Genomic DNA, 24,250 nt, shown 5'->3' on the forward strand with positions numbered 1-24,250 from the left:
ACCAAATTTGGTTTTATCTCAGCAAACAACGAAAAAACGTAATAGCCACACTCTCAGCACGGGGTTTTTATCCTCCCCTTAAAGCACGCCGAAGCGAGGAACAAGCGGGCGAGGTTTCTTTGATGCCTGTCTGAGCGAAGCGAGTTCCGCAGCCGCCGCTGTCCGCAGCGAAGGGTTTCGTGCTGGTCGGGGCGGCCTCTTTGCGTACTATGATTTCTGGCCGTTCAAGGAAGTGAGTCCCCCGCGGGGATGCCGCACCTAAATCAACGTGCCGAAGGCACTAAAAAGGTCTTTTTGACTTTTGCTTAGCCCATTTAGGGGAAACTCCCCTACATTAATTTGGCAACCCGCTTTTCCAACCTTGCCAGCGCGTCGCGTAATTCATCCACCTCATTACAAAACTGATTTACATCCCGCTTATGCGCCAAGAGTGGGGCTTCGTCACGCCAGTATTCGGCTAAGTTCACCGCCAGCCTAGAGCCCATTGCGCCAGGAATACCGCCGATTGTTCCGGCGATGCTTACCAGTCTTTGCGTCGCTACATCCCCAATCAGCTTGGATAACTCTTCTGCCGCATCCCAACGCAGGCCGCTCAGCACATGGCCAATGCGGCTGCCTAATTCGCTATCGCCGCTCAGGCGCACATGTCGGGCGGCGGCGGTTTTATCTTGCATGCGGTGGGTAAAAAAGCTTAAAGGCAAATCAAGCGTGGCTTCTGCTTCGGCCTTGCTTTCTGCCAAGCGGCCGTCATTCATCAGTACCAAGGTTTCGCTCACCAAGGGCAGGGAAATCTTGATGCTACGACCGACGAATTGCGCAAGCTCAGCCTTCGCTGCCGCGTCCTGCGCCAAAAGGCGATTGAGTACGGCGGCCAGTAGCATTAGATTTTTATCCCTTTATGCAGAGCAACCACGCCGCCCGTCATATTATGGAAATCAACACGGCCAAAGCCTGCGTCTTTCATCATTTGCTTAAGGGTTTCCTGATCTGGGTGCATGCGGATCGATTCCGCCAGATACTGGTAAGAATCTGCATCGTTTGCCACCAGCTTGCCCATAAATGGCAGCAATTTAAACGAGTAGATATCGTAAGCAGGTTTGAGCGGAGCCCATACTTTAGAGAATTCCAATACCAGCAAGCGCCCGCCCGGCTTTAAGACCCGGCACATTTCAGCCAAGGCCACATCTTTATGCGTCATATTTCTCAGGCCAAACGCCACCGACACACAGTCAAAATAATTATCCGGAAACGGTAGTTTCTCAGCATCGCACTGCGCCACGGGCAGGGCATAACCTTGATCCAGCAGGCGATCACGCCCTACGCCCAGCATCGAGCTGTTGATATCGGTCAGCCATACTTGGCCAGTTTTACCTACTTTTTTAGCAAAGGCCTTTGATAAATCGCCCGTACCACCGGCAATATCCAGCACCTTGTCACCGGCTTTCACGCCGCTGGTTTCAATGGTGAAAAACTTCCAGATGCGATGTAAACCACCTGACATTAAGTCATTCATCACATCGTATTTTTTAGCCACCGAATGAAAAACCTCAGCGACTTTTTGCGCTTTTTCGGATTCGTTAACCGTTTTAAAACCAAAATGGGTACTTGGATCGCTCATTATTTTCTCTCATTAGATGGCTTTACATCCGCCATTGCACGCAAATCGCTTTAACTCTTAAACCCAAATCTTAAACCACGGAGCAAAGGAGGACACGAAGCCACACGGAGAAAAACATACGTAAATAAGGTTTTCTCCGTAAAACTCCGTGTGTCCTATGCCCTCCGTATTTTAAGATTTGGGTTTTATGTGTTTGCACCATTTACAGAGTTCTTGAAGCCCCAGCCTCTGCAAGCTTATCTAAATAATTCTGCCAGTTTACCGCCTGATTACGCCCAAGCTCATAAAGATGATCCCAGGAATAAAGCCCTGAATCATGGCAATCATCAAATACCAGTTTCACTGCATAATTGCCCACCGGCACAATATCAACGATATTGACGTCCGCCTTACCAACTTGCAATGTACCGGGGCCACCACCGTGGCCGCGCACTTCGGCTGAAGGGCTATATACCCGCAGGTATTCGCAGGGCAATATAAAACTACTCCCCTCGTCAAAATGAATCTCCAGCTGCTTTGAAGCTTGATGAAGTTTTATCTCGACAGGTAAAGGTGTTGTTTTTGATAGTCCGGACATGTGCAGGAGAGCTCTTTGATGTAACACCCGCATAATACCCCGCGCGAGCCCCTGCTAACAGCAGCTTGCGGCCAAATACGCTGCCACTTAGTGTAAAAAATACGACACAAGTAATAAAAATAAGACCACTTTTGCCAGACTTGTCATATTAAATACATATTCAGGCCTTAATCTTGCAACAAATGTGGAACTTTATTCCGCGAGGTCAATCGCTATGCCCGCTAATATCTTACTTGTTGAAGACGAACCCGCCATTCAAGAGTTGATTGCTTTCAATTTATCCCAGGCCGGGCACCATGTAATGCGCGCCGACTCCGCAGAAAGCGCACAAAACATTGTACGTAATGCCCTGCCCGATTTGATTTTGCTCGATTGGATGCTGCCCGGCATGACTGGCATTGATTTTGCCAAAAAGCTACGTTCTGAAGAGCGCACCCGGCAAATTCCTTTGATCATGCTCACCGCCCGCTCGGACGAGCAAGATAAAGTCATCGGCCTAGAAACGGGCGCAGATGATTACATTACCAAGCCTTTTAGCCCACGCGAGTTGCAAGCACGTATTAAGGCTGTACTTCGCCGCCGCGCACCACAAATTACAGATGACACGGTTGAAGTACAGGGTCTGCGCTTGGATCCTGCCACCCACCGCGTCACTGGCAATAGCGAAACCATCGATCTTGGCCCTACCGAATTTCGCCTGCTGCACTTCTTTATGACCCACCCGGAACGCGTCCATTCGCGCGCGCAATTGCTCGATCATGTGTGGGGAGATCATGTATTTGTAGAAGAGCGAACGGTGGATGTGCATATCCGCCGCTTGCGATCCGCCTTGGAATCAACCAATTTTGATCGTTTAATTCAAACAGTACGCGGCACGGGCTACCGCCTTTCTGCACATAATAATTAACGACAAGCCTGTCTCGTTTAGCGATAATATCCTTACATAAAGCTTTTCGAGAATACTGCCGATTGCTTGTGCGGAAATGTTGGACGTTTAAGATAAGCCTTAGCTTTTAAAAAAGGCGAGTGTTTTTCCTCTGGATATAAAACCGAATGCTTTGGCTACGATCTCTGATTCACTATCTTGTAATGGCAATATTTTCTGCCTCTATTGGTGCTCTTTTTGGTCTGATTTACGGCATGGCCACCGCGATAGGCTTGTTATCTTGCTCGGTTCTCTATCACTTAGTAAATCTTGGTCGCTTACACCGCTGGGTAGAAAACTCCCGCGTTGATAATGTGCCCAGTGGCATTTTGCTATGGCAGGAAGTCTTTGATCGGGTTTATAACCAGGTTAGGCTGCAAAGCAAAATTAAAGAGCGTCTTACCAATACTCTCGATCGCTTTACCAATGCCAGTGAAGCGCTGCCTGATGGGGTGGTGATTCTGGATGAGCATGACAGAATCGAATGGTGCAATCGCTCTGCCGCCCAGCATATGGCCATCAACCGTGTGAGCGATGTGTGGCAAGTGATTAGCAATATTGTTCGTCATCCATCGCTGCGCGAATACTTGCGCAGCCAGGACTTTGCTCATCCTTTAGTGCTGCATACTCATCGCCCGCAGGAGCAAGTTTTATCTGTGCAACTTGTGCCTTTTGATTCCAGCCGGAAGCTGCTGTTATCCCGCGATATTACCCAGCTAGATCGTGTGCAAACTGTGCACCGCGATTTTGTAGCCAATGTATCGCACGAGCTGCGCACCCCGCTAACGGTAGTGGGTGGTTTTATCGAAACCATGATCGATATGCCCGATACCGATGCGCATACCCGTGGCCAGCATTTACAGCTGATGTATGATCAAACCCAGCGTATGCAGCGCCTGGTTGACGATTTACTTACACTTTCCCGTCTGGAAAGTGGCCAGCAAATGCGTGAAGAAGAAGTCGATGTGCCACAGCTGATGCGCCTTTTGGCCGCCGAAGCTGAAGGCTTATCCCAAGGCCGCCATATTGTAACCATCGGGCATTTAGATGCTATCCGCCTGATAGGCAATCACGACGAGCTGCATTCTGCTTTTGGTAATCTGGTGTCTAATGCCATTCGCTACACGCCCAATGATGGCGAAATCACGCTGGCTTGGCATCTAAACAATGATCACGGCATATTTAGTGTGCAGGATTCGGGCATTGGTATTTCACCCGAACACGTACCCCGCCTAACCGAGCGCTTTTACCGAGTCGACCGTGGCCGCTCGCGCTCTACAGGTGGCACCGGCCTTGGTTTAGCCATAGTAAAACATATTATTCAGCGCCATCAGGCGCAGCTTCTGGTGCAATCAAAATCAGGGGAAGGGAGTTTATTTTCTGTGAAATTCCCGCCGCAACGCGTCATCAATAATTAAGTTTTATCTTGCGTGGGCCACACCAGCCCACGCAAACTACTCCTCATTACCCCGCTATTTCCTTCCCCATTGCCAAACAGCATATGGCTATTGCCGCGATTCACCTTATGTCAACCTTCGTGAATCTTAAAAAATAGTAATAATTTTTGTTTCATCACAAATGCTAAAAGGCTCGGGATGGGGGATAATTTGCAAGGAAGCATTTATTTCTTTTATTTCTAATCTGAGGCGCCACCCATGAGTAAAATCGCTGCAATTAAGCCCCTAGGTCAAAGCATCTGGCTGGATAATTTATCGCGTGGTCTGATCCAATCTGGCGATCTAGCCAAGATTCTGAAAGAAGACGGTATTGTCGGTGTGACATCTAATCCAGCGATTTTCTTCAAGTCGATCAGCTCTGATCCGCTTTACACAGGCGACTTAGCAGAATTAAAAAAACAAGATTTAACTGCTGAGCAACGCTACGAAGCGCTGGTCATCCCTGATCTACAAGCCGCTTGCGATGTAACCCGCGCTATTTACGACGAAACCAACGGTAAAGATGGCTATGTATCGCTAGAAGTATCCCCAACGCTATCGCACGATGCCTTAGGTACTATCTCTAATGCAAAGCGTCTCTGGGCCGCCATTAATCGTCCTAATCTAATGATTAAAGTACCTGCTACCTCGGCGGGTATCATCGCCATCGAAGAGCTGATTGCCTCTGGCCTGAACATCAACGTTACCCTGATGTTTAACCTCAAACACGTTGACGAAGTACTGACTGCCTATATCCGTGGCCTAGAAGCGCGCGTTGCTGCTGGCCTGCCAGTGGATCGCGTTCACGCCGTAGCGTCAGTATTCCTATCCCGCGTAGATAGCCTGATCGACCCACAACTGGAAGCGATTGGCACAAGCGAGGCGCTAGCTCTGCGCGGTGAAGTAGCTAAATCATTTGTAAAAGTCTCTTACGAGCATTACAAAAAGCTCTTCCACGGCACACGCTTTGCAGCACTAAAAGCACTGGGTGCAAACCCACAACGTATGCTTTGGGCCTCTACCGGCACCAAAAACAAAGCTTATAGCGATGTGATGTATGTGGCAGATCTGATCGGCCCAGAAACAGTGAACACCGTGCCAGATGCAACGCTCGATCTATTCCGCGACCACGGCGTAGCCGCGCTGACGCTTGAAACAGGTACAGACAAAGCTGTTGCCAATATGGCCGCACTACGCAAGCTAGGCATTAACTACAACCTGCAAGGCGAGCAGCTACAAACCGAAGGCCTGAAGCAATTTGACGACGCCTTTGTAAAACTACTGGCACTGACGGCTTAAATCTCGATGATTTGAAATGGAAAGAGCGCACAGGGTGCGCTCTTTTTTTGCCTAGATAACAACAATACGCAGGCTACAAAGTCTTATCGTATCCAGAAAATAAGTATGTAACGGCGATGCCAAGTTTAATCAAAACCACATAAAAAGAAAATAAAAAACATGTTCATAGCGCACATTCCTTCGGGCTACATCTACGCTGTATCTATTTTAAAAAACATTAAAAAAACAGCGATACCAACACGTCTTATTATTTTTTCTGCAGTACTAGGCTCGATTCTTCCCGACTTGGATCTTATATACTTTTATTTAATTGACCATCGCCAGACGCACCACCATAAGTATATAACTCACTGGCCTTTTTTCTGGATTTCTTTGGCTATTATTTCCTACACAATTTATGCTTTTTCTTCACATAAAAAATTGGGATTACTCACCCTTATTGCGTTCTCATCCTGCATGATACATATCATTTTAGATACTATAGTTGGGGATATCTGGTGGTTTTTTCCATTCATTGATAAACCATTTGCTCTATTTACAGTAAAATCCCTATATAAACCATGGTGGCTAAGTTTTATACTTCATTGGTCATTCGCTTTGGAACTCGCCATTTGTAGCTTAGCAATTTGTATTTACACTAAGCGCAAAAAGAACAATTGATTTTTTCTTGTCTGTTATCAGCCCAATATTTCCCAAACAGAAAAACCTTGGGCTGATGCAGATTCAGCCATTCCCTAAGCGCTCTTCGCTTTACGAATCAGTAAATAAATCAAATACACCATCAATGCCGGCACAGCCAATGAAACCAGCGCGGGCAATAGGCAGGCCAATACGGCGAATAGGCCAATTGCTAAAATAAGTAGGGCTACGCCAGAAAATACAAAAAATAGAATAGCGCCCACAATCAGTAAGACGGGAATAGCAATCAGCATATCAGCACCACTACTCGCCCATTGCCAATTATCCCCATCGCCGCTAAAACTTAAACTCATATTGTGGTTAAGAAAATCTGCACCCAAGTACACCGCGAGCACCAGCAGTAATAATGCAATTAGTATATTTTTCATCGCAAAATCCATAACAATCTGTTGGAATGACTTCAGTATGCAATCACTACGAATAGATTAAAACGGCAGAAAGACAGATTGCCATTTAAGCAGAACAGACTGCAAATTTTGCGGGCTGGAATGCATGCACCAAGGGCCGGTGGGAGAAGAAAAGCGCTTGCACACCCTACTAAAATCATTGTATTTAAAAATGTTTTATAACTTATGCCGAACTACTTAATAGCGAATTTGCACACTCTTAGCCTGAAAAACCGCATTCCCAAGCAAGGCAATAGATTAGCTCTTACAATTTCAAGAGCTGGCAAATCAAGCTCAGCTTAAGTTTTGTAGGGCGGGTGAAACCCGCATATTTTTCAGCATCGCTCGCGGGTTGCACCCGCCCTAGCCATGACACACTGCCCGAGCCCCACGATGAACAAAGCCATACAGATTTGCTTACCCGCTTTCCAGCTTTTGTCTCGCGGGGTTTCCTGGGTTTTAACGCTGCTGTTTGGCGAGGTGAACTGGCAAGCGCCGACTTGGCTGAAGAAGTTAGCATTGTGGCTAGAGGCTGGCGTTCGCTGGATGCGGGCCAAGCCCAAGCAGGCGGGGATTGCTCTGCTGGCTTTTGCTCTAGTAGCAACAGGCGGAACGATGGGCTGGCGCTGGTATCAGGCTCAGCCTAAGCCACAGCGGGTAAGCTATGTGGTCACCGCACCTGCGCTCACGCCTTATGATGAAAAAGACCGGCCGCAGCCTTTGCCGCTGGTGGTGGAATTTAACGAATCTGCAGCACCACTCAAGCAAATTGATCAGCCTGCAGGCGATGGCGTGCAGCTCTCCCCCGCCTTAGCAGGAAGCTGGGGTTGGGAAGGCGATCGAAAGCTGGTTTTCCGCCCTAAAGCCGACTGGCCGATTGATGCCGAGTTTGAAGTGTCGCTCGCCAAGAAACAACTCTTTGCCGAAAGCGTAAAGCTGGAGGAATACAGCTTTACTTTTAAGACCGCGCCCTTTGCCGCCAATGTGGCTGAGTCGCGTTTTTACCAAGACCCACGCGACGCTAATCTTAAAAAACTGGTCGCCACCTTACACTTTAGCCATCCGGTTGACCCTGCCAGCATTCAGAAAAATATCAGCCTGAAACTAGGCGGCGGGCTGGGCTATCAAAGCGATAAAGTCCCTCCTTATTCGATTAGCTTTGATAAAGCCAAGCTCAACGCCTTTATCCACTCCGCCCCGCTGACCGTCCCAAAAGAAGACAGCGATATTCTGCTGACCTTAGCAAAAGGCGCTCAAGCCGCGCAGGGCGGCAATGCATTGGATACAGATTTAGACAGCAAGATCAGCGTGCCCGGCCTCTACAGCCTGCGCTTTGATAATGTGCAAATGCTGCTGGCCGATAATGAGCGCTACGAGCCGGAGCAAGTAGTGATGCTCAGCAGCAATGTGCCGGTGTCCGAAGCGGCGCTCAAAGGCAAAGTACGCGCATGGCTGCTGCCGGAATATCCGCCCAATACACCCAAGGAAGATCAGCGCGGCGTATATCAATGGGGGGCCAGCCAAGTTGGGCAGGCCGTACTCACCAACGCCCTGCCGCTGAAAGCGCTGCCGGGAGAGGAAGAATACGGCACGCAACATAGCTGGAAATTCTCTGCCCCCGTTGGCCGCTCGGTGTTTTTACAAGTGGATGCCGGTGTGCAGGCCTTTGGTGGCTATCAATCTGGCAAGGTGATGACGCAGGTGTTTCAGGTTGCGCCTTATCCCAAGGCCATCAAGCTATTATCTAATGGCGCGCTGCTTTCTATGGCGTCGGATAAAAAAGTGGCTTTTGTAGCGCGTGGCCTCAGCGGCGTTCGCATCGAAGTGGGCCGCTTGCTGCCTAATCAGCTGCATCATTTAGTCGACCAGAATAATGGCAACTTTGCCAAGCCTGAAATTGCTGATCAGTATTTAGACACCCTGGTAGAGCGCTTTACCGAAGAGCGCACCCTGCCAGCCACCGACCCCGGCAAGCCTTATTACGACAGTATCGATCTGACCCGCTATTTGGCAGATAAAACCGGGAACCGTCGTGGCGTATTTATGCTGAAACTCACGCCTTTTGATCCTAAAGCGCCTAAAAACCGCCAAGATGAGCCTAGCGATAGCCGCTTTATTCTGGTGTCTGATTTAGGCGTACTGGCCAAAACAGCGGTGGACAATAGCAACGATGTTTTTGTGCAATCGATCTCCAGTGGCGAAGCCGTTGCTGCGGCCACGGTAGAAGTCATCGGCCGCAACGGGCAAACCGTTGCCAGCAGCCAGACCGATGCACTAGGCCGCGCCCATTTCCCTGCGCTTAAAGATTTAGCCCGTGAAAAAGCGCCGCTGATGTATCTGGTGAAACTTGGGGAGGATGTGTCGTTTCTGCCGATAAACCGCTACGACAGGCAGCTGAATCTGTCGCGCTTTGATATTGGCGGCGTAGCCAATGCCGTATCGGCTCAGCAGCTCAGCAGCTTTGTGTTTTCAGACCGAGGCATGTACCGCCCCGGCGAAACAGCCCATATCCACAGTATTACCCGCACCGCTAACTGGGCAGGCTCTTTAGTAGGCTTGCCGCTGGAAATAGAAATCACCGACCCACGCGGGCAGACGGTTAAAAAGGACAAAATCAAGCTATCCGCCAGCGGTTTTGATAGCGTTGATTTTGCCAGCAGCGAAACCTCGCCCAGCGGCGATTACCAAATCGGCGTTTATCTGGTCAAAGGCAAAGAGCGCGGTGAACAAATAGGCAGCGGCAGCATCAAAATCAAAGAGTTTGAACCCGACCGCATGAAGGTAAACGCCACGCTGAGCAATGCGCCGGTGGAAGGCTGGATTAAACCCGAAGACATCAAGGCCAATGTAAAAGTCATGCATCTGTTTGGCAGCCCGGCCGGTGGGCGGCGTGTAGAAGGCGAAATGATCTTAACGCCCAGCGTGCCCGCCTTTGCAGCCTATGCCCAATATCGCTTTAGCGAAGCGGGCCAGCTAAAAGAGCCATTTAGAGACGCGCTACCATCGGCTACCAGCAATGATCAGGGGGACGCCGAGCTGACGCTGAATCTTGCGCGCTTTGCCCGCTCTACCTATCAGCTGCATTTAACTGCCCGCGCTTTTGAATCCGGCTCTGGCCGCGGTGTGGCGGCGGAAAGTGCCGTGCTGGTTTCATCCGCCCCCTATTTAGTCGGAGTAAAAAGCGATGGCGAGCTGGGCTATATCCAGCGCAATGCCAAGCGTGCCGCGCACTGGCTGGCGATTGCGCCCAACCTTAAACCCATAGCCGCAGAGCAGCTCACCCTTAGCTGGGTAGAGCGAAAATATGTGTCGGTGCTAGTGAAACAACCCGATGAAACTTACAAATATCAATCGCGCAAAAAAGAAATTAATCGCGATAGCAAGCCACTCAGCCTGCCTGCCAGCGGCAGCAATCTAACGCTGCCAACCGCCGAGCCGGGTGATTTTGCGCTGGTAGTGAGGGGGCCGGATGGCGCGGAGCTAAACCGTATCGAATACACCGTGGTGGGTGCAGCCAATATTGCCCGCTCCTTAGAGCGCAATGCCGAGCTGCAGCTCACCCTCAACAAGAAAGACTACAAGCCCGGCGACGAGATCGAGATCAATATCCGCGCGCCCTATACCGGCGCGGGGCTGATCACCATCGAGCGAGATAAGGTCTATAGCCACGTTTGGTTTAAGAGCGATACCACCAGTTCGGTACAAAAAATTACCCTGCCTAAAGATTTTGAAGGCAATGGTTATATCTCGGTGCAATTTATCCGCAGCCCAAGCAGCGATGAAGTCTATATGAGCCCGCTTTCCTACGGCGTAGTGCCGTTTGCGGTGAATTTAGACGCAAGGCGGCTGGATGTAAAAATCGCCAACGCCAGGGAAGTAAAACCGGGGCAAAAGCTGGAGCTTAAAGTAAGCAGCAATCAGGAAGCCCGCGTGGTGGTGTTTGCGGTGGACGAAGGCATCTTGCAAGTGGCGCGTTATAAAACGCCGCAACCACTGGATTTTTTCTTCCAGAAACGCGCCTTAGATGTACGCACCAGCCAGATTCTAGACCTGATCCTGCCGGAGTTTTCACGCCTGATGCAGGGTGCAGCGCCGGGAGGGGACGCTGCTGGGGCGCTGGGCAAACACCTTAATCCATTTAAACGTAAACGCCAGAGCGCGGTGGCGTGGTGGTCGGGGCTGATCGACGTGGGGCCGCAGGGCAAAACGCTGAGCTATACCGTGCCGGATACTTTTAACGGCAAATTGCGGCTGATGGCCGTGGCGGTAACGGCGGATAAAATCGGCGTCTTTGAAGGCGGCACGCAGGTGCGTGGCGATTTAATTCTTAGCCCGAACGTGCCTTATGCACTGGCGCCCGGCGACGAATTCACCGTCAGCGTGGGTGTGTTTAATAATCTGCGCGCACTGGGCAAGGCCTCGGTGCAACTGAAGCTGGACGCCGATGCCGCCTTTACGCTGATCTCGCCAGCGCTGCAAAACCTGAGCATAGACGGACAGCGCGAGGCCAATGCAGAGTTCCGCCTTAAAGCCAACGCAGTGCTCGGCTCTGGCTCGCTGCGCTTTACGGCCAGCAGCGGTGGTAAGCAAGGCATTGCCCGAGACGCCGTCAGCATCCGCCCTGCCGTGCCTTATTCCACCAAGCTAACTGTCGGGCGATTTGATAAGAGCAGCGAGGAAGTCGCACTGAGCCGTGTGCTATTTAACGAGCACCGCAAGGTGATCGCTGGCGTGGCAGGCTCGCCGCTGGTTTGGGCTCAGGGTTTGGCCAGCTATCTGGATGGCTACGGCTATAGCTGCACCGAGCAGGTGATTAGCAAGGGCTTCCCCGCCCTACTGCTGCCTAATCTGGACAGAGCCAAAACGCAGGCTGCGTTCAGCAAGCTGATCCAGATCCTTGCCGAGCGGCAAAATGACGACGGCAGCTTTGGCCTATGGGCCAGCAATCCTGATGTCTCGCGCTTTGCATCGGTCTACGCCGTACATTATCTGCTGGAAGCCTCAGAGCGCGGCCTGCCGGTTAGCCGCGATATGCTGGCCAGAAGCAATGCCTGGCTGGAGCAACTGGCCACAGGCAGCAGCCAAAATCTGGCCGAGGCCAGAGAGCGTGCTTACGCGATTTACCTCTTAAGCCGCCAAGGCACAATGACCAGCGGCATGATCGCCTCCTTGCAACAGGAGCTGGATGCGCATCACGCCAAGACCTGGCAGCAAGACCTGACTGCCGCCTATTTAGCCGCCAGCTATAAGCTGCTTAAACAGGATGCCTTGGCGAATAAATTATTTAAAGCCGTGCCATGGCGCTTGATCGGCAAGAATAATCAGGCCGAAACCTATTACGACCCTACCGTACACGACGCCCAGCGCCTGTATTTGCTGGCTCGCCACTTTAAAGAGCAGCTGGGCAGCGTGCCCGCCAACGAGTTGAGCGAATTGGGCAAGGCCATCAGCAGCCAAAACTACCATTCCTTATCGGCGGCCTATCTGATGCTGGGTCTGGAAGCCTATGGAGGCAATGCGGGTACATTTACGCTGGCCGAAGTGGATAAAAGCGGCAAGGTCAGTAGGCTGGAAAACAGCGCCGCACTATCCCCTAGCGCCCACCGCGCTCGCTTCGGTAAAGAAGGCGCACTGCCCGGCTTTTATCTACTCAGCGAATCGGGCTTTGATAAAACCCCGCCTAGCGCCGCCATTAAACAGGGCGTGGAAGTGATCCGTGAATACACTGATCTGGCTGGTAAAGTGATCAGCAAGGTGAAGATAGGCGAAGAGTTTTTAGTCCGCCTGCGCCTGCGCGCAGATCAGGCCGCCTCACAAATGGCGATTGTCGAGCTGCTTCCCGGCGGCGTAGAAATCGTGCCATCGCCTAAAGAAGAAACGCCAGAAGTGATCGAGGGAGAAGGCGAAGGTGAAGGAGAAGCGCCACAACGCCCGGCATGGCAAGCGCCGCTGGGTGAAAAACAATCCAACTGGCGGCCGGATTACCTCGATATGCGGGATGACAGAATCGTGCTCTACGGCAGCATCAGCAAAGACGCCGCCACCTTCGTCTACCGCCTGCGCGCCACCCACGCCGGTGTATTTACCAGCCCTGCACCTTACGCGGAAGGCATGTACAGCAAACAACAAGGCCGTGGCGTAGCAGGGAAACTGGAGATTGTGAAGCCTTGATATGACGGCTTTTCTGGGGAGTAAAAAAACCCAAATCTTGAACCACAGAGAACACGGAGGACACAGAGTTTCACAGAGAAAATCGATAATGACTTGGATTTTTCTCTGTGTTCTGGTTCAAGGTTTGTGCACCCAGGCAGTTTCAAATAAAGGTAGGGCGGGTGTAACCCGCCGCTTTCTAACTCAAATAACCCTGAATATTGAAACACGGGGAAAGCCACGGGCTTACATATCAACCATCCCGTTGGGTACGCAAGGATGACGGCTTTCTCTGTGCAACTCTGTGGCCCTCTGTGTTCTTTGTGGTTCAAGATTTAGCACCGTGCTTCCCCTCCTGCCCCTGTTAAAATCACCCCATGACTACATCCCTTGCCACTGCCGTTTCCGCAGAAATCATCATTAAAAAAAGCCGTTTTATTGCCCATATTCACCCCGTGAGTGGCCGCGCTGAGGCATTGGCCTTGGTCGATGGATATTGGAAGCAACACCCCGAGGCGCGGCATGTTTGCTGGGCGCTGCTCGCCGGCGGTGAATCAGGAATGAATGATGATGGTGAGCCATCCGGCACAGCGGCCAAGCCGATTATGAATGTCTTGCAGCACAAACATTTAGAAGGCGTATTAGGCGTGGTGGTGCGCTATTTTGGCGGTATAAAGCTGGGCGCTGGCGGCTTAACCCGCGCCTACACCGACGCCATCGCCACCGCCCTGCTGGATGCTGAATACATCATCAGCGTCGCCCAAAACAATATCGAAATCGCCCTACCCTTCGCCGACGAAGGCCGCATCCGCCGCTTTGTCGCCCAAAACGAAGGCCTCGTCTTAGGCGTGCACTACAGCAATATCGAAGCCTATTTACAACTGCAACTCGCCCAGGACAAAACCACAGCACTGCTGGAAGAAATCAACAATCTATGCGCTGGGCAGGTTCGAGTTACGAGTGGTTGATTTGCAAATCCACTGCGGAAAAGTTCTGTAGACACAGAGGGCAGGTAGAACGCAAACCTTAAGCTTTCTGATGAAAAAGTTGCTTCAACTTCACAAGTTGCAAAATCTTAAACCACAGAGAACACAGAGAGCACAGAGTCCCACAGAGAAAAACAAGGGAGAGCTTAAGTTTTCTCTGTGGCACTCTGTGTCCTCCTTTTACTCTGTGGTTCAAGGTTTAGCTCTCTAGCAAAGCTAGCTAGATAATCTCGCTAATCGGCTAGGTCTTTAAAGCAGGAAACACCGCTTGTTGAAACATCGGCTCTTCAAACGCTTCATCCTTACCCTGCTGATCCTTAGCCCGCTGGTGTTGATTCGCCTGTGGCCGCATGAATCGCTGGCCGTTGCGGGATCGACTGCCGTGCTGGCTCAAGATGGTAAGTTGCTGCGGCTAACCCTTGCCCCCGATCAGCGCTACCGGCTGTGGCTGCCGCTGGAGGAGTTCTCCCCCACGCTGATAGACGCGCTTAAATTGCAGGAAGACCGCTGGTTTTACTACCACCCCGGCATCAACCCCATCTCGCTGCTTCGCGCCATCACGGCCACCTATGGCGGCGGGGCCAAGCAAGGGGCTTCTACGCTGACCATGCAATTGGCGCGGCTTAAATATCGGCTCAATACAAAAAGCCCCAGCGGCAAGCTCAGGCAAATTGGCTTGGCGCTGTGGCTAGAAGCGCGTTATAGCAAGCACGATATTTTAGAGGCCTATTTAAACCTCGCCCCCTACGGCAGAAATATTGAAGGCGCGGCGGCGGCCAGCCTTTCCTATTTTGGCAAGCCCGCCAAAGCGCTCACTCTGCCAGAAAGCCTAACGCTGGCGGTGATTCCGCAGCAGCCAAATCAGCGTTTGGGCAGCGGCGCATCGCTTACCGATGCCCGCCAGCGATTGTGGCAACGCTGGCAACAGCGCTACACCGTGAGTCCAGAGCAAATCCGCCTGATGACCCTGCCGCTGCCGGTAAAGCGCCTTGAACAACTGCCGTTTCGTGCGCCGCACTGGGTAGAACAAAGGCTGGCCGATACGCCACAGCAAAGCACGCTGAACACCACGCTTGATCTGCAATTACAAACCCTAATGGAAAAACAAATCCGCCAATATCTGGCGCAAAGCAGTACGCGCGGCATTGTGAACGCCAGCGCCATGCTGGTCGATACGCGGGATCAATCGGTACGCGCCTTGGTTGGCTCAGCGGATTATTTCAACGCCAGCATTGCCGGGCAGGTGAATGGCACCGAGGCAAAACGCTCACCAGGCTCCACTTTAAAACCGTTTATTTACGCGCTGGGGCTGGATCAGGGCGTGATTCACCCGCAAAGTATTTTGCGCGACACGCCCAGCGCCTTTGGCCCCTATCAGCCAGAAAACTTCGACGGCCGCTTTGTCGGCCCGCTCAGCGCTACCGAAGCGCTAATCAAAAGCCGCAATATCCCCGCCGTGTGGCTGGCCAGCCAGCTTAAAAACCCCAGCTTTTACGATTTTTTGCAGCTGGCAGGCATTAGTAAGCTGAAATCAGAAAATCACTACGGGCTGGCGCTGGTGCTGGGCGGCGGAGAAGTCAGCATGGTCGAGCTGGCCGGGCTTTACACCATGCTGATGAATGAGGGCCGCTTAAAACCGCTGCGCTATCTGAAAGAAAACCCCAAGCCACGCGGTGAAGTTTTATTTAGCCCAGAAGCTAGTGGGAGGGCGCTAAGTAAACTAAGCAAAAGCCCGCGAGCAGATGGCGAAGTCTTGCTTAGCCCAGAAGCCAGCTGGCTGGCGCTGGATATGCTGAGCAAAAATCCGCGGCCAGACGGCGGCAGCAATGCCTGGCCTGTGGCGTTTAAAACCGGCACCTCTTGGGGCTTTCGCGATGCCTGGACAGCAGGCGTAGTTGGCCCCTATGTGCTGGTGGTTTGGCTGGGCAATTTTGATGGGCAAGGCAATCCAGCGCTTATCGGGCTGGAAGCCGCAGCCCCGCTGTTCTTTCGCATCAGCGACGCGCTGGCCTTAGCCAAACCCGCCGATAAGCCGCTGCCACGCAACCCGCCTATGGGCTTAAAACGCATCAATATCTGCACCGCCAGCGGCGATTTACCCAATGCTTTTTGCCCGCAGCAAAGCAGCACATGGTTTATCCCCGGCAAATCCCCCATCCGCGTCAGCAGCCTGCATCAACCGGTACACATCGACACCCGCAGCGGCCTCGCCGTCTGCCCGCCTTACGATGCCCATACAAAAACAGAAGTATTTGAATTCTGGAGCAGCGATATGGCAAGGCTGTTTAAAGAAGCAGGCGTCCCCCGCCGCAAACCACCGCATATTGATTGCAGCGGCATGGCCAGCCTTGGGGACGCACCCAAAATCAGCTCGCCACTGGCAGGCCTCAGCTACACCCTGCGCCTGTCCAAACCCGACGAAACCATCGCCCTGCAAGCCGCAGCCAGTAGCGAGCAGCTTTACTGGTTTGATAATCAGATTTATCTGGGCAGCGCCAAAGCCAGCGGCCTAGCATGGCGGCCACAAGCGGGTGGCTGGCATCAGCTCAGCGTGGTGGACGATCAGGGCAGGAGCGACAGCAGGCAGGTGAAGGTGGAGTTGTTGCCGTAATTAGTATTCATTAAACCACGCCGTCGTAGGACCAATTCTCATAACACTCCATTTATACCAATCAGCTTTTTCAAGCCTAATTATTTATATTTGTCAGTAAAAACAGGAATAAACACAAACAAAACTTACGATTAATGGTCTTTTAAATTACAATTAGCACCATTAAAACAATAACAAGATGAATGAAAAATGACCCAATCCCCATCTGGTTTTGAACATACCGCGAATGACCTCGCCACTATTATTAAGCAGCTAAGCGAGCTAAAGGCTAATAAAGCATTTTTAAAAATACTCCCTAAAAATGCCAATGATAAAAATCAACTCTACTGGGCACGTAGTTTTAGTTCGCTCTACAACAATTTTGGCCTGACCTTAGCGGAACGCGGGTCAAGTACCAGTCTTACAAAAAATAGTTCCAAACCGGGAACGAATATTCCTGAAGCGGTGTTTAATGACTTTTCATGGGTCAAAAGTGATGGAAGTTTAATTAAAGCTAAAAATGTTAAAGCCATTATTTATCCTCAATACCCTGAAGCCCGCCTATCCGGCTTTCAAACTATTGAAAATACAATACCGCAGTCCTTATCTATTGCTTATACGAAAGAAAACCCTAAGAAGAAACGCCTATTGGTTCTTGGCTGCCTGCCCGGTGGAGCCTGTGTAGCACTGATGTTTATTGATTTATCAGATGCACTCATCGAAGAAATTGCTGCATTACCAGGACTGGATGGATCCAAGGCTTGCAAATTACTACAAATTGATTTTGACTTTAGCGCCAGCTTATTTCAGCAACTGAGCAAAATAGTATCCCGTCCCATGAAAGGTTGCCGCTTGGACTCCTTCGGACAAACGCTTCCGTTTATTGGCACCCAAGTTTGTGGCTATACGCTCGAACATGCACTGGATATCGCGCCCAATTCGGATAGAGAGGGTGATCTTTATGGTATTGAGCTGAAAACTCACACCAAGGTTAAAGTAACCCTCTTTACTCCAGAACCCGATTTTGGACTCTATGCTGAAAGTTTTAATGACTTTATGAAACGATATGGTAATGACAAAGGCACTTCTGGTGAATATCGACTGACTGGCTTACACCGTTCAAATGAGCGATGCAGCAGCTCTGGCTTGACACTAAAGGTGCGTGAATACCGAATAGAAAAAAAGGACGGTTCTGATATATCAAAACCAGACTGGGTACGTGATGCAACGGGAGAAAAACAATTTTTCTCCTACAACCCAGCAACATCACTCACCTCTAAAATGGATGCTGTTGAAGTAGTACTCATCGATGACGAGGGTTTTATTGCTGCAGGCTGGAGCTTAGAACGCCTAATGAATAACTGGGGTGTTAAACACAATGAAGTGGTCTATCTTTCGGCGAAAAAAATAGACAACCCAAATCCGGATGAAGTCAGTGCAAGATTTGCCTATCAAGTGACCTTTGCTCCAGTTGTGCTCTGGTGTCGTGAAACTTCTGCAGAACATTTACTGAACGCAATCGACAGTGGCGTTATCTTTCTAGATCCTGCTCCTAAATATGTTCCGTCAGATCCATCAAAAAACAAACGCCGAGCCCAGTGGAGAGTGAACGACATTACTAAAGCCATCTACACTTTATACAAGCACGTCGAAACACGTGATCTCTCAATAGTTTAAATACTGCATGCCACCAGAATGAAATGACAGCATGCAGCCCAATGATCATTATGGTGTCAGAACAAAATGATCCACACTTGAAGGGGTTTCATCCCTTACCCCATCAATATTTAGCCTAAGTTGCTCATGCTTAGCTGCAATTGCTGCAATAATCCGCGGCTTCATCAGCTGAGCCACAGCAGCGAATACCGGCACCACTACCGAGTTACCAAACTGTTTATAGGCTTGAGTGTCGGAAACAGGAATTTGGAAGTCATCACTACTAGGACTGTCATATCCCATTAATCGAGCACACTCGCGAGGCGTCAAGCGACGTGGCCGATATTTCACATTAAGTGGATCGTGGAAGTCTTTGTGAACATCAAAACCTCGATCAATTAGAATTTCCGAACCGTCTTTGTAATAACGGGCAGAAAGTGTCCGCGTGATATCTTGTTCGCCCACTAAGCCATAACCAAAACCATTACCCTTTGCTTTATGCTTAATTGAATAATTAAACAGATACTCCCAAAGTTTCTCGGTCAGGATATATTTGTTATCCACCTTTGCTTCCAGAATATCCCCCAATACAAGTTTCTTTTTTGGAAAATACTGGCGAATATCACGCAAGGTGAAGCCATTATGACTATTCAAATCCTTACGAAAACCAACTAGTGCAATCCTTTCTCGGTGCTGAGGGACAAAGTGCTGGCCATCAATTACTTTAGGGTCTGATACCCCTTCATATTCAGCATCAGCCACCCAATAGCCCAGCTCATCCAATGCTTCCATGATGACTTTAAACGTCTTGCCTTTATCATGACTTTTTAGATTTTTGACATTTTCCAGCAAGAAAGCCACAGGCCGTTTAACTTCTAAAATTTTAGCCACATCAAAGAATAAAGTGCCTTGCGTTTTGCACTCAAAACCATGGGCTCGACCAAGAGAATTCTTTTTAGAAACGCCTGCTATCGAAAATGGCTGGCATGGAAAACCAGCCAGCAATACATCATGATCTGGAACCATCCGATTAATATTTTGAATCACTTCATCATCAGTGGCATCCGCTTTATCACTCAACGTGATTCTACGAATATCATCGTTAAAACGATGAATTGGATCTGCATAGTGATTCGCTTTATATGTTTTAACAGAATACTCATTCCATTCACTGGTCAATACGCAGCGCCCACCAGCCTCTTCAAAACCACGGCGAATGCCGCCGATCCCAGCAAATAAATCAATAAAATCAAAATCAGCTCGTTGATAATGCGCTGGACGCTTAGGCAACAATGCCTGTAAAGCTTCATATTCATGATGAATTAATCGCGGTACAGCCTTACCATTCATCCAGCGATTGATCGTTTCACGGCAACGGTCGTTGCCCGGTGCAATTTGGTTAAGATAGCTAGCAATGTATTTCTGGTCGTATATTTCCAAGACCGCCTTCAGCAAGGCAAGGTCTTCTTGTTGCGTTTTCATTTCAATTCCAACTGGGTCAAACGTGTGACAAAATATCACTCAAATGTCCCTTTGTCATGTAAATTTGATATTTTGATTTTGTTTATACATAATCATTAAAAACAGATTACAAGTGATGGTGTGAACATGACAATGGTAAAAAAAAGAGGAGGGTTGCGACTCGGGGCCGGTAGAAAACCATTAAGTACAAGCCCATTAACGGCTGTAGTCTCCGTACGAGTTACACCCGAAGAGGCGGTGCGTTTTAAGAAACTAGGTGGTTCGGCATGGCTTAGGGAAAAATTAAAGGATTGCAAAGAAGAGTAAATCATTACAACAATCTTTATCCCTGTGTATGAAGCAGCCCCTTTTATCCAAATATGTAACTGATATGTAACTGATAACAAAATGGTGACAAAATGAGTAACGTAACAACATGGCCCTATGAAGAAACCCATCTAGGGTATGAAATAGAAATTGATGCAAATGAAGATAAATACCGAGGTGGTTTCGCATGGTCGATACGCAAAGATGAAGGCGAGTTTGATTGTGGCTTGGCTAACAGTGTTCAAGACGCATTAGACGAAGCTCGCAAAGCCATCGCCGTTTTAAAAAAAGAGATACGTAATCCTCACGGAAAAGTCTTCCTCGCTTTCAACGCCCCACGATTCCCTCTGAGACCCCCTGAATTATTGAATTCGACAATTAATATGCTCCAATAATTGTGGAGGTGGCGTTGTTACCTTAAGTATGGATAAAAAAAACAAAGCACGGATTTATACCCGTGCTTTGCCTAAAAACACCATTCATTCCCCAACTAATACCGCATCATCTTTCAACCAATAACCACTAGCCAGAAGTTGCTCCCGCACCTGAGCTCTGGCACGGTGCAAGCGGCTTTTGACTGCTTCCAGGCTCAGGCCCAGTTCGGCGGCTACCTCGGGTGCGGTCAGCTCGTGTACATCGCGCAGCAGCAAAACCTCGCGATAAATTGGGGTGAGCTGTTGCAATGCACGGGTTAAATCCATCCTCAGATCGGTGGGGACAAGCGGTGAATGAGGCATGTCATGTGGTGCCAGCTCGTCCAGCGATTCGGCATATTTTTGGCGGCGAAACAGGCGATAGCACTCGCGCTCTACAATGCGAAACAACCAGCTCGCAAACGTGGCCACGGTGCGCAACGCACCAATCTGGCGATAAAGCTGCCAAAGCGCAATCTGCACCGCATCTTCGGCGTCCTCGGTGCTTGAGCAAGTGCGACGGGCAAAGCGTTTTAAGTCGGGCTGGCAAGCGGTAAGCAAATCTGCAATCGCTTCCGAGTCACCCAAGCGGGCGGCTTCAATCAATTGTACTCTGGCATGGATCATGTTTATTTTTCCAAGTAGCGGCGGCCAACGAGCGCGCAGGCCGGGCAAAATCCCACAAAGGCAGTAAGTATCATCGTGGCGGCTGTTGCCCCTGCGAGCCAGCTGACAATACCGGCAGTCAGCTCCGCCCAAACAGCCCAGCCGATGACTAAGCCAAGTGCGATACGAAGAACGCGTTCCCAGAGGGGAAGATTGCGTTTGATGAAGAACATGGTGAATTCCTAGTTTGAAATGGATGACCTCTACTAGAGTCGGCAAAATTCAAAATGGATTCAGCATCAATCAAAAAAATTACGGGTCGGGGCGATTTTTCTTTGGCGTTACACTAGATATCAGGCAAATAAACGATAGCCCAAGTGAGCAAGCTTATTCCCCCAATCTAATCCTCGATAGCTACGGTTAAACACCTCGCTCGCTTACAATAAACCTTGCTTGTACTTATTGCCTCCAGTAATCTCGATAAAAGCCGAAGTTTTCTGTCAAATCAGCTACATAAGAGAATATGAATGAGAGATCCAATCCAGCAGGGAAACACCTTCGCGGCTCGGCCTTTAAATAGGGGAGACTACAAAACCTTGGGCTTGGCATCACTTGGTGGTGCCTTAGAGTTTTACGATTTTATTATTTTTGTATTTTTCACTGTTGTTTTAGGCAAGCTTTTCTTTCCGCCTGATATGCCCGATGCACTCAGGCAGGTTCAGACCTTTAGTATTTTTGCCGCAGGCTATCTGGCCCGCCCGCTGGGTGGCATTGCGATGGCGCATTTTGGTGATTTGCTTGGGCGCAAAAAAATGTTCACCCTCAGTATTATGATGATGGCCTTGCCCACGCTGATGATTGGCTTACTGCCCACCTATCAGCAAATCGGTATCTGGGCCCCCATCTGTTTGCTGGCCTTACGTATTTTACAAGGCGCAGCGATTGGTGGCGAAGTACCCGGGGCTTGGGTGTTTGTGGCCGAACATGCGCCCGAACGCCATACAGGCCTAGCTTGCAGCTTAATTACCTCGGGCCTGACGCTGGGCATTTTATTAGGTGCATTGATCGCCATGACGATGAATAGCCTGTTTAGCCCAGCCGAGCTAGAAGCATGGGCCTGGCGTGTGCCTTTCTTAATTGGCGGTGTATTTGGCTTGGTAGCCATGTATTTACGCAAATGGCTGCATGAAACGCCGGTTTTTTTAGAGCTGCAAGCCAAAAAACATCTGGCGACCGAGCTACCGCTAAAGCAAGTGCTGCGAGATCATCGCCTCAGCATTGCTATTTCTATGCTGGCCACCTTTTTACTTGCGGTGGCAATTGTGGTCGCTATTTTGATGACGCCGGCTTATTTACAAAAACAATTCGCGGTATTGCCCGTTGATGCCTTAAGGGCTAATTGCTATGCCATCGTGGCGCTAAGTTTGGGTTGTGTGGTGGCGGGCTGGGCAGCAGACAAACTAGGCACTGGCCTGACGATTCTGATCGGCAGCATCTTGCTAGGCAGCAGCAGCTACGCGTTTTATCACACCATGAGCCATGACACGAGCCAGCTCGCCCTGCTCTACCCGCTAATGGGATTTACCGTGGGGATTGTTGGCGCAGTGCCGCTCTTGATGATTAAAGCCTTCCCCGCAGCCATTCGCTTTAGCGGTTTATCTTTTTCTTATAATGTGGCCTATGCCTTTGCTGGGGGCCTAACGCCGGTTATTTTATCCTTCTGGATTAAATACGATGTGCTGGCCCCCAGCTATTATCTTTTGCTACTTAGCATCATCGGAACGGGATTGGGCGGCTACTTAATCGCAAATCAAGGTCAGCAGCTTAAACACAGTATTCGATAAAAAAGCCGTCCCTTACTCAACAAGGGACGGCTTTTTTCAAAAGAATAAGGCTGTAGGTAGTTAGGCATAACTTATCAAGCATTATTAAAATGCAAAAGCATGTATTTTCTTAGGGTGTGCAAGCGCTTTTCTTGCGCACCGGCCCTTGGTGCGCAACGACTTCGTCGTTTCACACCCTAAGAAAAACGCATAATTTAAAAAGGTAGGATCACTTATATAAAAGCACTTAATGCATCGTTGTATTTTTCAACCACGATGTTTTATTTTCAAACTGATCACAAGCACTTAAGACGATAAAAACACCTTACGCTCACCGCGTTGGCAGGCTTGAATCGCCAATTGAAAATCGTCCATTACAAAAATATCGCCTTTTTCTTGCAAAAGCAGCTGCTTATTTTTAACTAATGCAATGACATGATTCAATACCCTATGCCATTGATCTTTGCTAACTTTTGTATTCCACATTCGCAAATGAAACATGCTGGATTTTATTTTTAAATGCGTATGGATATAGGGCCAATCGACGGTTTGGCCGGAGAGTAAACCTAATACCAAAAACTGCCCTTGCTCCGCTAGCGAGCTCGCCAATTCGGTGCCTTGCAGGCCACCAATTAAATCAATAGCATAATCAGCGCCTTTCCCCTCGCTTAGTTTTAATACCTGCTCAAGCACTTTTTCTTTTGCAGAATCAATCACGGCCCATGCACCTAGATCTAATAAAGCAGGCTGAGGCCGGCGCACTACGGCAATCATTTTTACGCCTAATTGCTGGCATAATTGCGCAAATATTTTACCAATAGCTGAATTAGCCGCATTCACAATCAATATACCCCCAGCCTTCAACTTGAATTCTTCATGGCAAATAAGCCATGCAGTCAGGGGATTAATATAAAGCTGGGCAGCGGCGATATCGCTGATTTCATCGGGGATAAATACAGCATTTGCTGCGGGCAGAGTAATCAACTGCTGCCATGTCCCCTCGCCCCTAAGTGGCAAAATACGCTGGCCGAGCAAGGAAGCACTCACTCCCTGCCCTACTTCACAAATCTCGGCCACACCTTCGTAGCCCACAATCTGTGGCAAAGCAATTCGGTGTGCGTAATGGCCGTAAATAGGGATTAAATCAGAAGGGTTAATCGGGGCTAATTTCATTTCCGCCCTAATTTCACCCGCGCGAAGAAGTGTAATCGCTTCGGTTTCAAGATTTAAAACATCAAGCGGTTTGCCAAATTCACGATATAAAATACAGCGGTTATGCAAATCAATCACCTTGCAAG

General features: G+C 49.6%; 18 protein-coding genes. 10 read left to right on the top strand and 8 right to left on the bottom strand.

The features are described 5' to 3' along the window. Positions 1-329 precede the first annotated feature (329 nt). The 3 genes from VN23_RS13775 to VN23_RS13785 form a co-directional block, all read right to left on the bottom strand. Complete coding sequence (locus tag VN23_RS13775; RefSeq protein ID WP_046352405.1) at positions 330-881, bottom strand: ubiquinone biosynthesis accessory factor UbiJ; 552 nt, start codon at positions 879-881, stop codon at positions 330-332. Continuing rightward, positions 881-1,618 carry a bifunctional demethylmenaquinone methyltransferase/2-methoxy-6-polyprenyl-1,4-benzoquinol methylase UbiE gene (gene ubiE / locus VN23_RS13780; protein ID WP_046352406.1) on the bottom strand — a complete coding sequence of 246 codons (738 nt, stop codon included), beginning with the start codon at positions 1,616-1,618 and terminating at the stop codon, positions 881-883. The genes VN23_RS13775 and ubiE overlap by 1 nt, the downstream gene beginning before the upstream one ends. A gap of 202 nt (positions 1,619-1,820) precedes the next feature. Continuing rightward, positions 1,821-2,195, bottom strand: a complete 375-nt coding sequence (locus VN23_RS13785) for a gamma-butyrobetaine hydroxylase-like domain-containing protein (RefSeq protein ID WP_046352407.1) — start codon at positions 2,193-2,195, stop codon at positions 1,821-1,823. A gap of 214 nt (positions 2,196-2,409) precedes the next feature. On the opposite strand from VN23_RS13785, the gene phoB reads away from it, so the two are divergent. The 4 genes from phoB to VN23_RS22470 all read left to right on the top strand — a co-directional run bounded on the left by phoB (position 2,410) and on the right by VN23_RS22470 (position 6,515). Next, positions 2,410-3,102 carry a phosphate regulon transcriptional regulator PhoB gene (gene phoB, locus VN23_RS13790; RefSeq protein WP_046352408.1) on the top strand — a complete coding sequence of 231 codons (693 nt, stop codon included), beginning with the start codon at positions 2,410-2,412 and terminating at the stop codon, positions 3,100-3,102. 146 nt (positions 3,103-3,248) lie between these two features. Then, positions 3,249-4,538 (top strand): phosphate regulon sensor histidine kinase PhoR, encoded by a 1,290-nt coding sequence (gene phoR, locus VN23_RS13795; protein ID WP_046352409.1) that lies wholly within the window; start codon positions 3,249-3,251, stop codon positions 4,536-4,538. A 237-nt stretch (positions 4,539-4,775) separates the two neighbouring features. Then, positions 4,776-5,855: a transaldolase gene (gene tal, locus VN23_RS13800; RefSeq protein WP_046352410.1), complete on the top strand. Its 1,080-nt coding sequence runs from the start codon at positions 4,776-4,778 to the stop codon at positions 5,853-5,855. Positions 5,856-6,014: 159 nt separating this feature from the next. Then, positions 6,015-6,515, top strand: a complete 501-nt coding sequence (locus VN23_RS22470) for a metal-dependent hydrolase (protein WP_046352411.1) — start codon at positions 6,015-6,017, stop codon at positions 6,513-6,515. Between the two features lie 74 nt (positions 6,516-6,589). On the opposite strand, the gene VN23_RS13810 is transcribed toward VN23_RS22470, so the two are convergent. After that, positions 6,590-6,922: a hypothetical protein gene (locus VN23_RS13810; RefSeq protein ID WP_156455206.1), complete on the bottom strand. Its 333-nt coding sequence runs from the start codon at positions 6,920-6,922 to the stop codon at positions 6,590-6,592. A gap of 411 nt (positions 6,923-7,333) precedes the next feature. On the opposite strand from VN23_RS13810, the gene VN23_RS13820 reads away from it, so the two are divergent. The 4 genes from VN23_RS13820 to VN23_RS13835 all read left to right on the top strand — a co-directional run bounded on the left by VN23_RS13820 (position 7,334) and on the right by VN23_RS13835 (position 18,343). After that, positions 7,334-13,111, top strand: a complete 5,778-nt coding sequence (locus tag VN23_RS13820) for an alpha-2-macroglobulin (RefSeq protein ID WP_046352413.1) — start codon at positions 7,334-7,336, stop codon at positions 13,109-13,111. A gap of 356 nt (positions 13,112-13,467) precedes the next feature. Beyond that, entirely contained in the window at positions 13,468-14,058 is a 591-nt protein-coding gene (locus tag VN23_RS13825) for an IMPACT family protein (protein ID WP_046352414.1), read from the top strand. Between the two features lie 286 nt (positions 14,059-14,344). Further along, on the top strand, positions 14,345-16,687 hold the full coding sequence (gene pbpC / locus VN23_RS13830; RefSeq protein WP_231743261.1) for a penicillin-binding protein 1C: 2,343 nt from the start codon (positions 14,345-14,347) through the stop codon (positions 16,685-16,687). 189 nt (positions 16,688-16,876) lie between these two features. Next, positions 16,877-18,343 (top strand): MvaI/BcnI family restriction endonuclease, encoded by a 1,467-nt coding sequence (locus VN23_RS13835; protein ID WP_046352415.1) that lies wholly within the window; start codon positions 16,877-16,879, stop codon positions 18,341-18,343. Between the two features lie 48 nt (positions 18,344-18,391). Here VN23_RS13835 and dcm read toward each other — a convergent pair whose 3' ends face one another. After that, on the bottom strand, positions 18,392-19,804 hold the full coding sequence (gene dcm / locus VN23_RS13840; protein WP_046352416.1) for a DNA (cytosine-5-)-methyltransferase: 1,413 nt from the start codon (positions 19,802-19,804) through the stop codon (positions 18,392-18,394). A gap of 398 nt (positions 19,805-20,202) precedes the next feature. Here dcm and VN23_RS13845 point away from each other — a divergent pair, with 398 nt between their 5' ends. Next, complete coding sequence (locus VN23_RS13845) at positions 20,203-20,505, top strand: hypothetical protein (RefSeq protein WP_046352417.1); 303 nt, start codon at positions 20,203-20,205, stop codon at positions 20,503-20,505. 84 nt (positions 20,506-20,589) lie between these two features. On the opposite strand, the gene VN23_RS13850 is transcribed toward VN23_RS13845, so the two are convergent. Then, entirely contained in the window at positions 20,590-21,150 is a 561-nt protein-coding gene (locus VN23_RS13850) for an RNA polymerase sigma factor (protein ID WP_046352418.1), read from the bottom strand. A 2-nt stretch (positions 21,151-21,152) separates the two neighbouring features. Further along, a complete protein-coding gene (locus VN23_RS13855) occupies positions 21,153-21,362 on the bottom strand; it encodes a YgaP family membrane protein (RefSeq protein WP_046352419.1) in 210 nt (69 codons plus the stop codon). A gap of 294 nt (positions 21,363-21,656) precedes the next feature. Between VN23_RS13855 and VN23_RS13860 the strand changes: the two genes are divergently transcribed. After that, positions 21,657-22,973 carry an MFS transporter gene (locus tag VN23_RS13860; RefSeq protein WP_046352420.1) on the top strand — a complete coding sequence of 439 codons (1,317 nt, stop codon included), beginning with the start codon at positions 21,657-21,659 and terminating at the stop codon, positions 22,971-22,973. A gap of 285 nt (positions 22,974-23,258) precedes the next feature. Here VN23_RS13860 and VN23_RS13865 read toward each other — a convergent pair whose 3' ends face one another. Then, positions 23,259-24,242: a zinc-dependent alcohol dehydrogenase family protein gene (locus VN23_RS13865; protein WP_052746643.1), complete on the bottom strand. Its 984-nt coding sequence runs from the start codon at positions 24,240-24,242 to the stop codon at positions 23,259-23,261. Positions 24,243-24,250: the final 8 nt, after the last annotated feature.

The organism is Janthinobacterium sp. B9-8, assembly GCF_000969645.2.
GTDB lineage: Bacteria > Pseudomonadota > Gammaproteobacteria > Burkholderiales > Chitinibacteraceae > Iodobacter.

What these genes read in the sequence shown, in the direction of transcription:
- VN23_RS13850 (WP_046352418.1), bottom strand. Translation starts at nt 21,150, where the DNA reads ATGATCCATGCCAGAGTACAATTGATTGAAGCCGCCCGCTTGGGTGAC.
- VN23_RS13845 (WP_046352417.1), top strand. Translation starts at nt 20,203, where the DNA reads ATGAGTAACGTAACAACATGGCCCTATGAAGAAACCCATCTAGGGTAT.
- VN23_RS13825 (WP_046352414.1), top strand. Translation starts at nt 13,468, where the DNA reads ATGACTACATCCCTTGCCACTGCCGTTTCCGCAGAAATCATCATTAAA.
- VN23_RS13820 (WP_046352413.1), top strand. Translation starts at nt 7,334, where the DNA reads ATGAACAAAGCCATACAGATTTGCTTACCCGCTTTCCAGCTTTTGTCT.
- VN23_RS22470 (WP_046352411.1), top strand. Translation starts at nt 6,015, where the DNA reads ATGTTCATAGCGCACATTCCTTCGGGCTACATCTACGCTGTATCTATT.
- VN23_RS13860 (WP_046352420.1), top strand. Translation starts at nt 21,657, where the DNA reads ATGAGAGATCCAATCCAGCAGGGAAACACCTTCGCGGCTCGGCCTTTA.
- tal (WP_046352410.1), top strand. Translation starts at nt 4,776, where the DNA reads ATGAGTAAAATCGCTGCAATTAAGCCCCTAGGTCAAAGCATCTGGCTG.
- phoR (WP_046352409.1), top strand. Translation starts at nt 3,249, where the DNA reads ATGCTTTGGCTACGATCTCTGATTCACTATCTTGTAATGGCAATATTT.
- VN23_RS13775 (WP_046352405.1), bottom strand. Translation starts at nt 881, where the DNA reads ATGCTACTGGCCGCCGTACTCAATCGCCTTTTGGCGCAGGACGCGGCA.
- ubiE (WP_046352406.1), bottom strand. Translation starts at nt 1,618, where the DNA reads ATGAGCGATCCAAGTACCCATTTTGGTTTTAAAACGGTTAACGAATCC.
- VN23_RS13810 (WP_156455206.1), bottom strand. Translation starts at nt 6,922, where the DNA reads ATGAAAAATATACTAATTGCATTATTACTGCTGGTGCTCGCGGTGTAC.
- VN23_RS13835 (WP_046352415.1), top strand. Translation starts at nt 16,877, where the DNA reads ATGACCCAATCCCCATCTGGTTTTGAACATACCGCGAATGACCTCGCC.
- dcm (WP_046352416.1), bottom strand. Translation starts at nt 19,804, where the DNA reads ATGAAAACGCAACAAGAAGACCTTGCCTTGCTGAAGGCGGTCTTGGAA.
- phoB (WP_046352408.1), top strand. Translation starts at nt 2,410, where the DNA reads ATGCCCGCTAATATCTTACTTGTTGAAGACGAACCCGCCATTCAAGAG.
- VN23_RS13785 (WP_046352407.1), bottom strand. Translation starts at nt 2,195, where the DNA reads ATGTCCGGACTATCAAAAACAACACCTTTACCTGTCGAGATAAAACTT.
- VN23_RS13855 (WP_046352419.1), bottom strand. Translation starts at nt 21,362, where the DNA reads ATGTTCTTCATCAAACGCAATCTTCCCCTCTGGGAACGCGTTCTTCGT.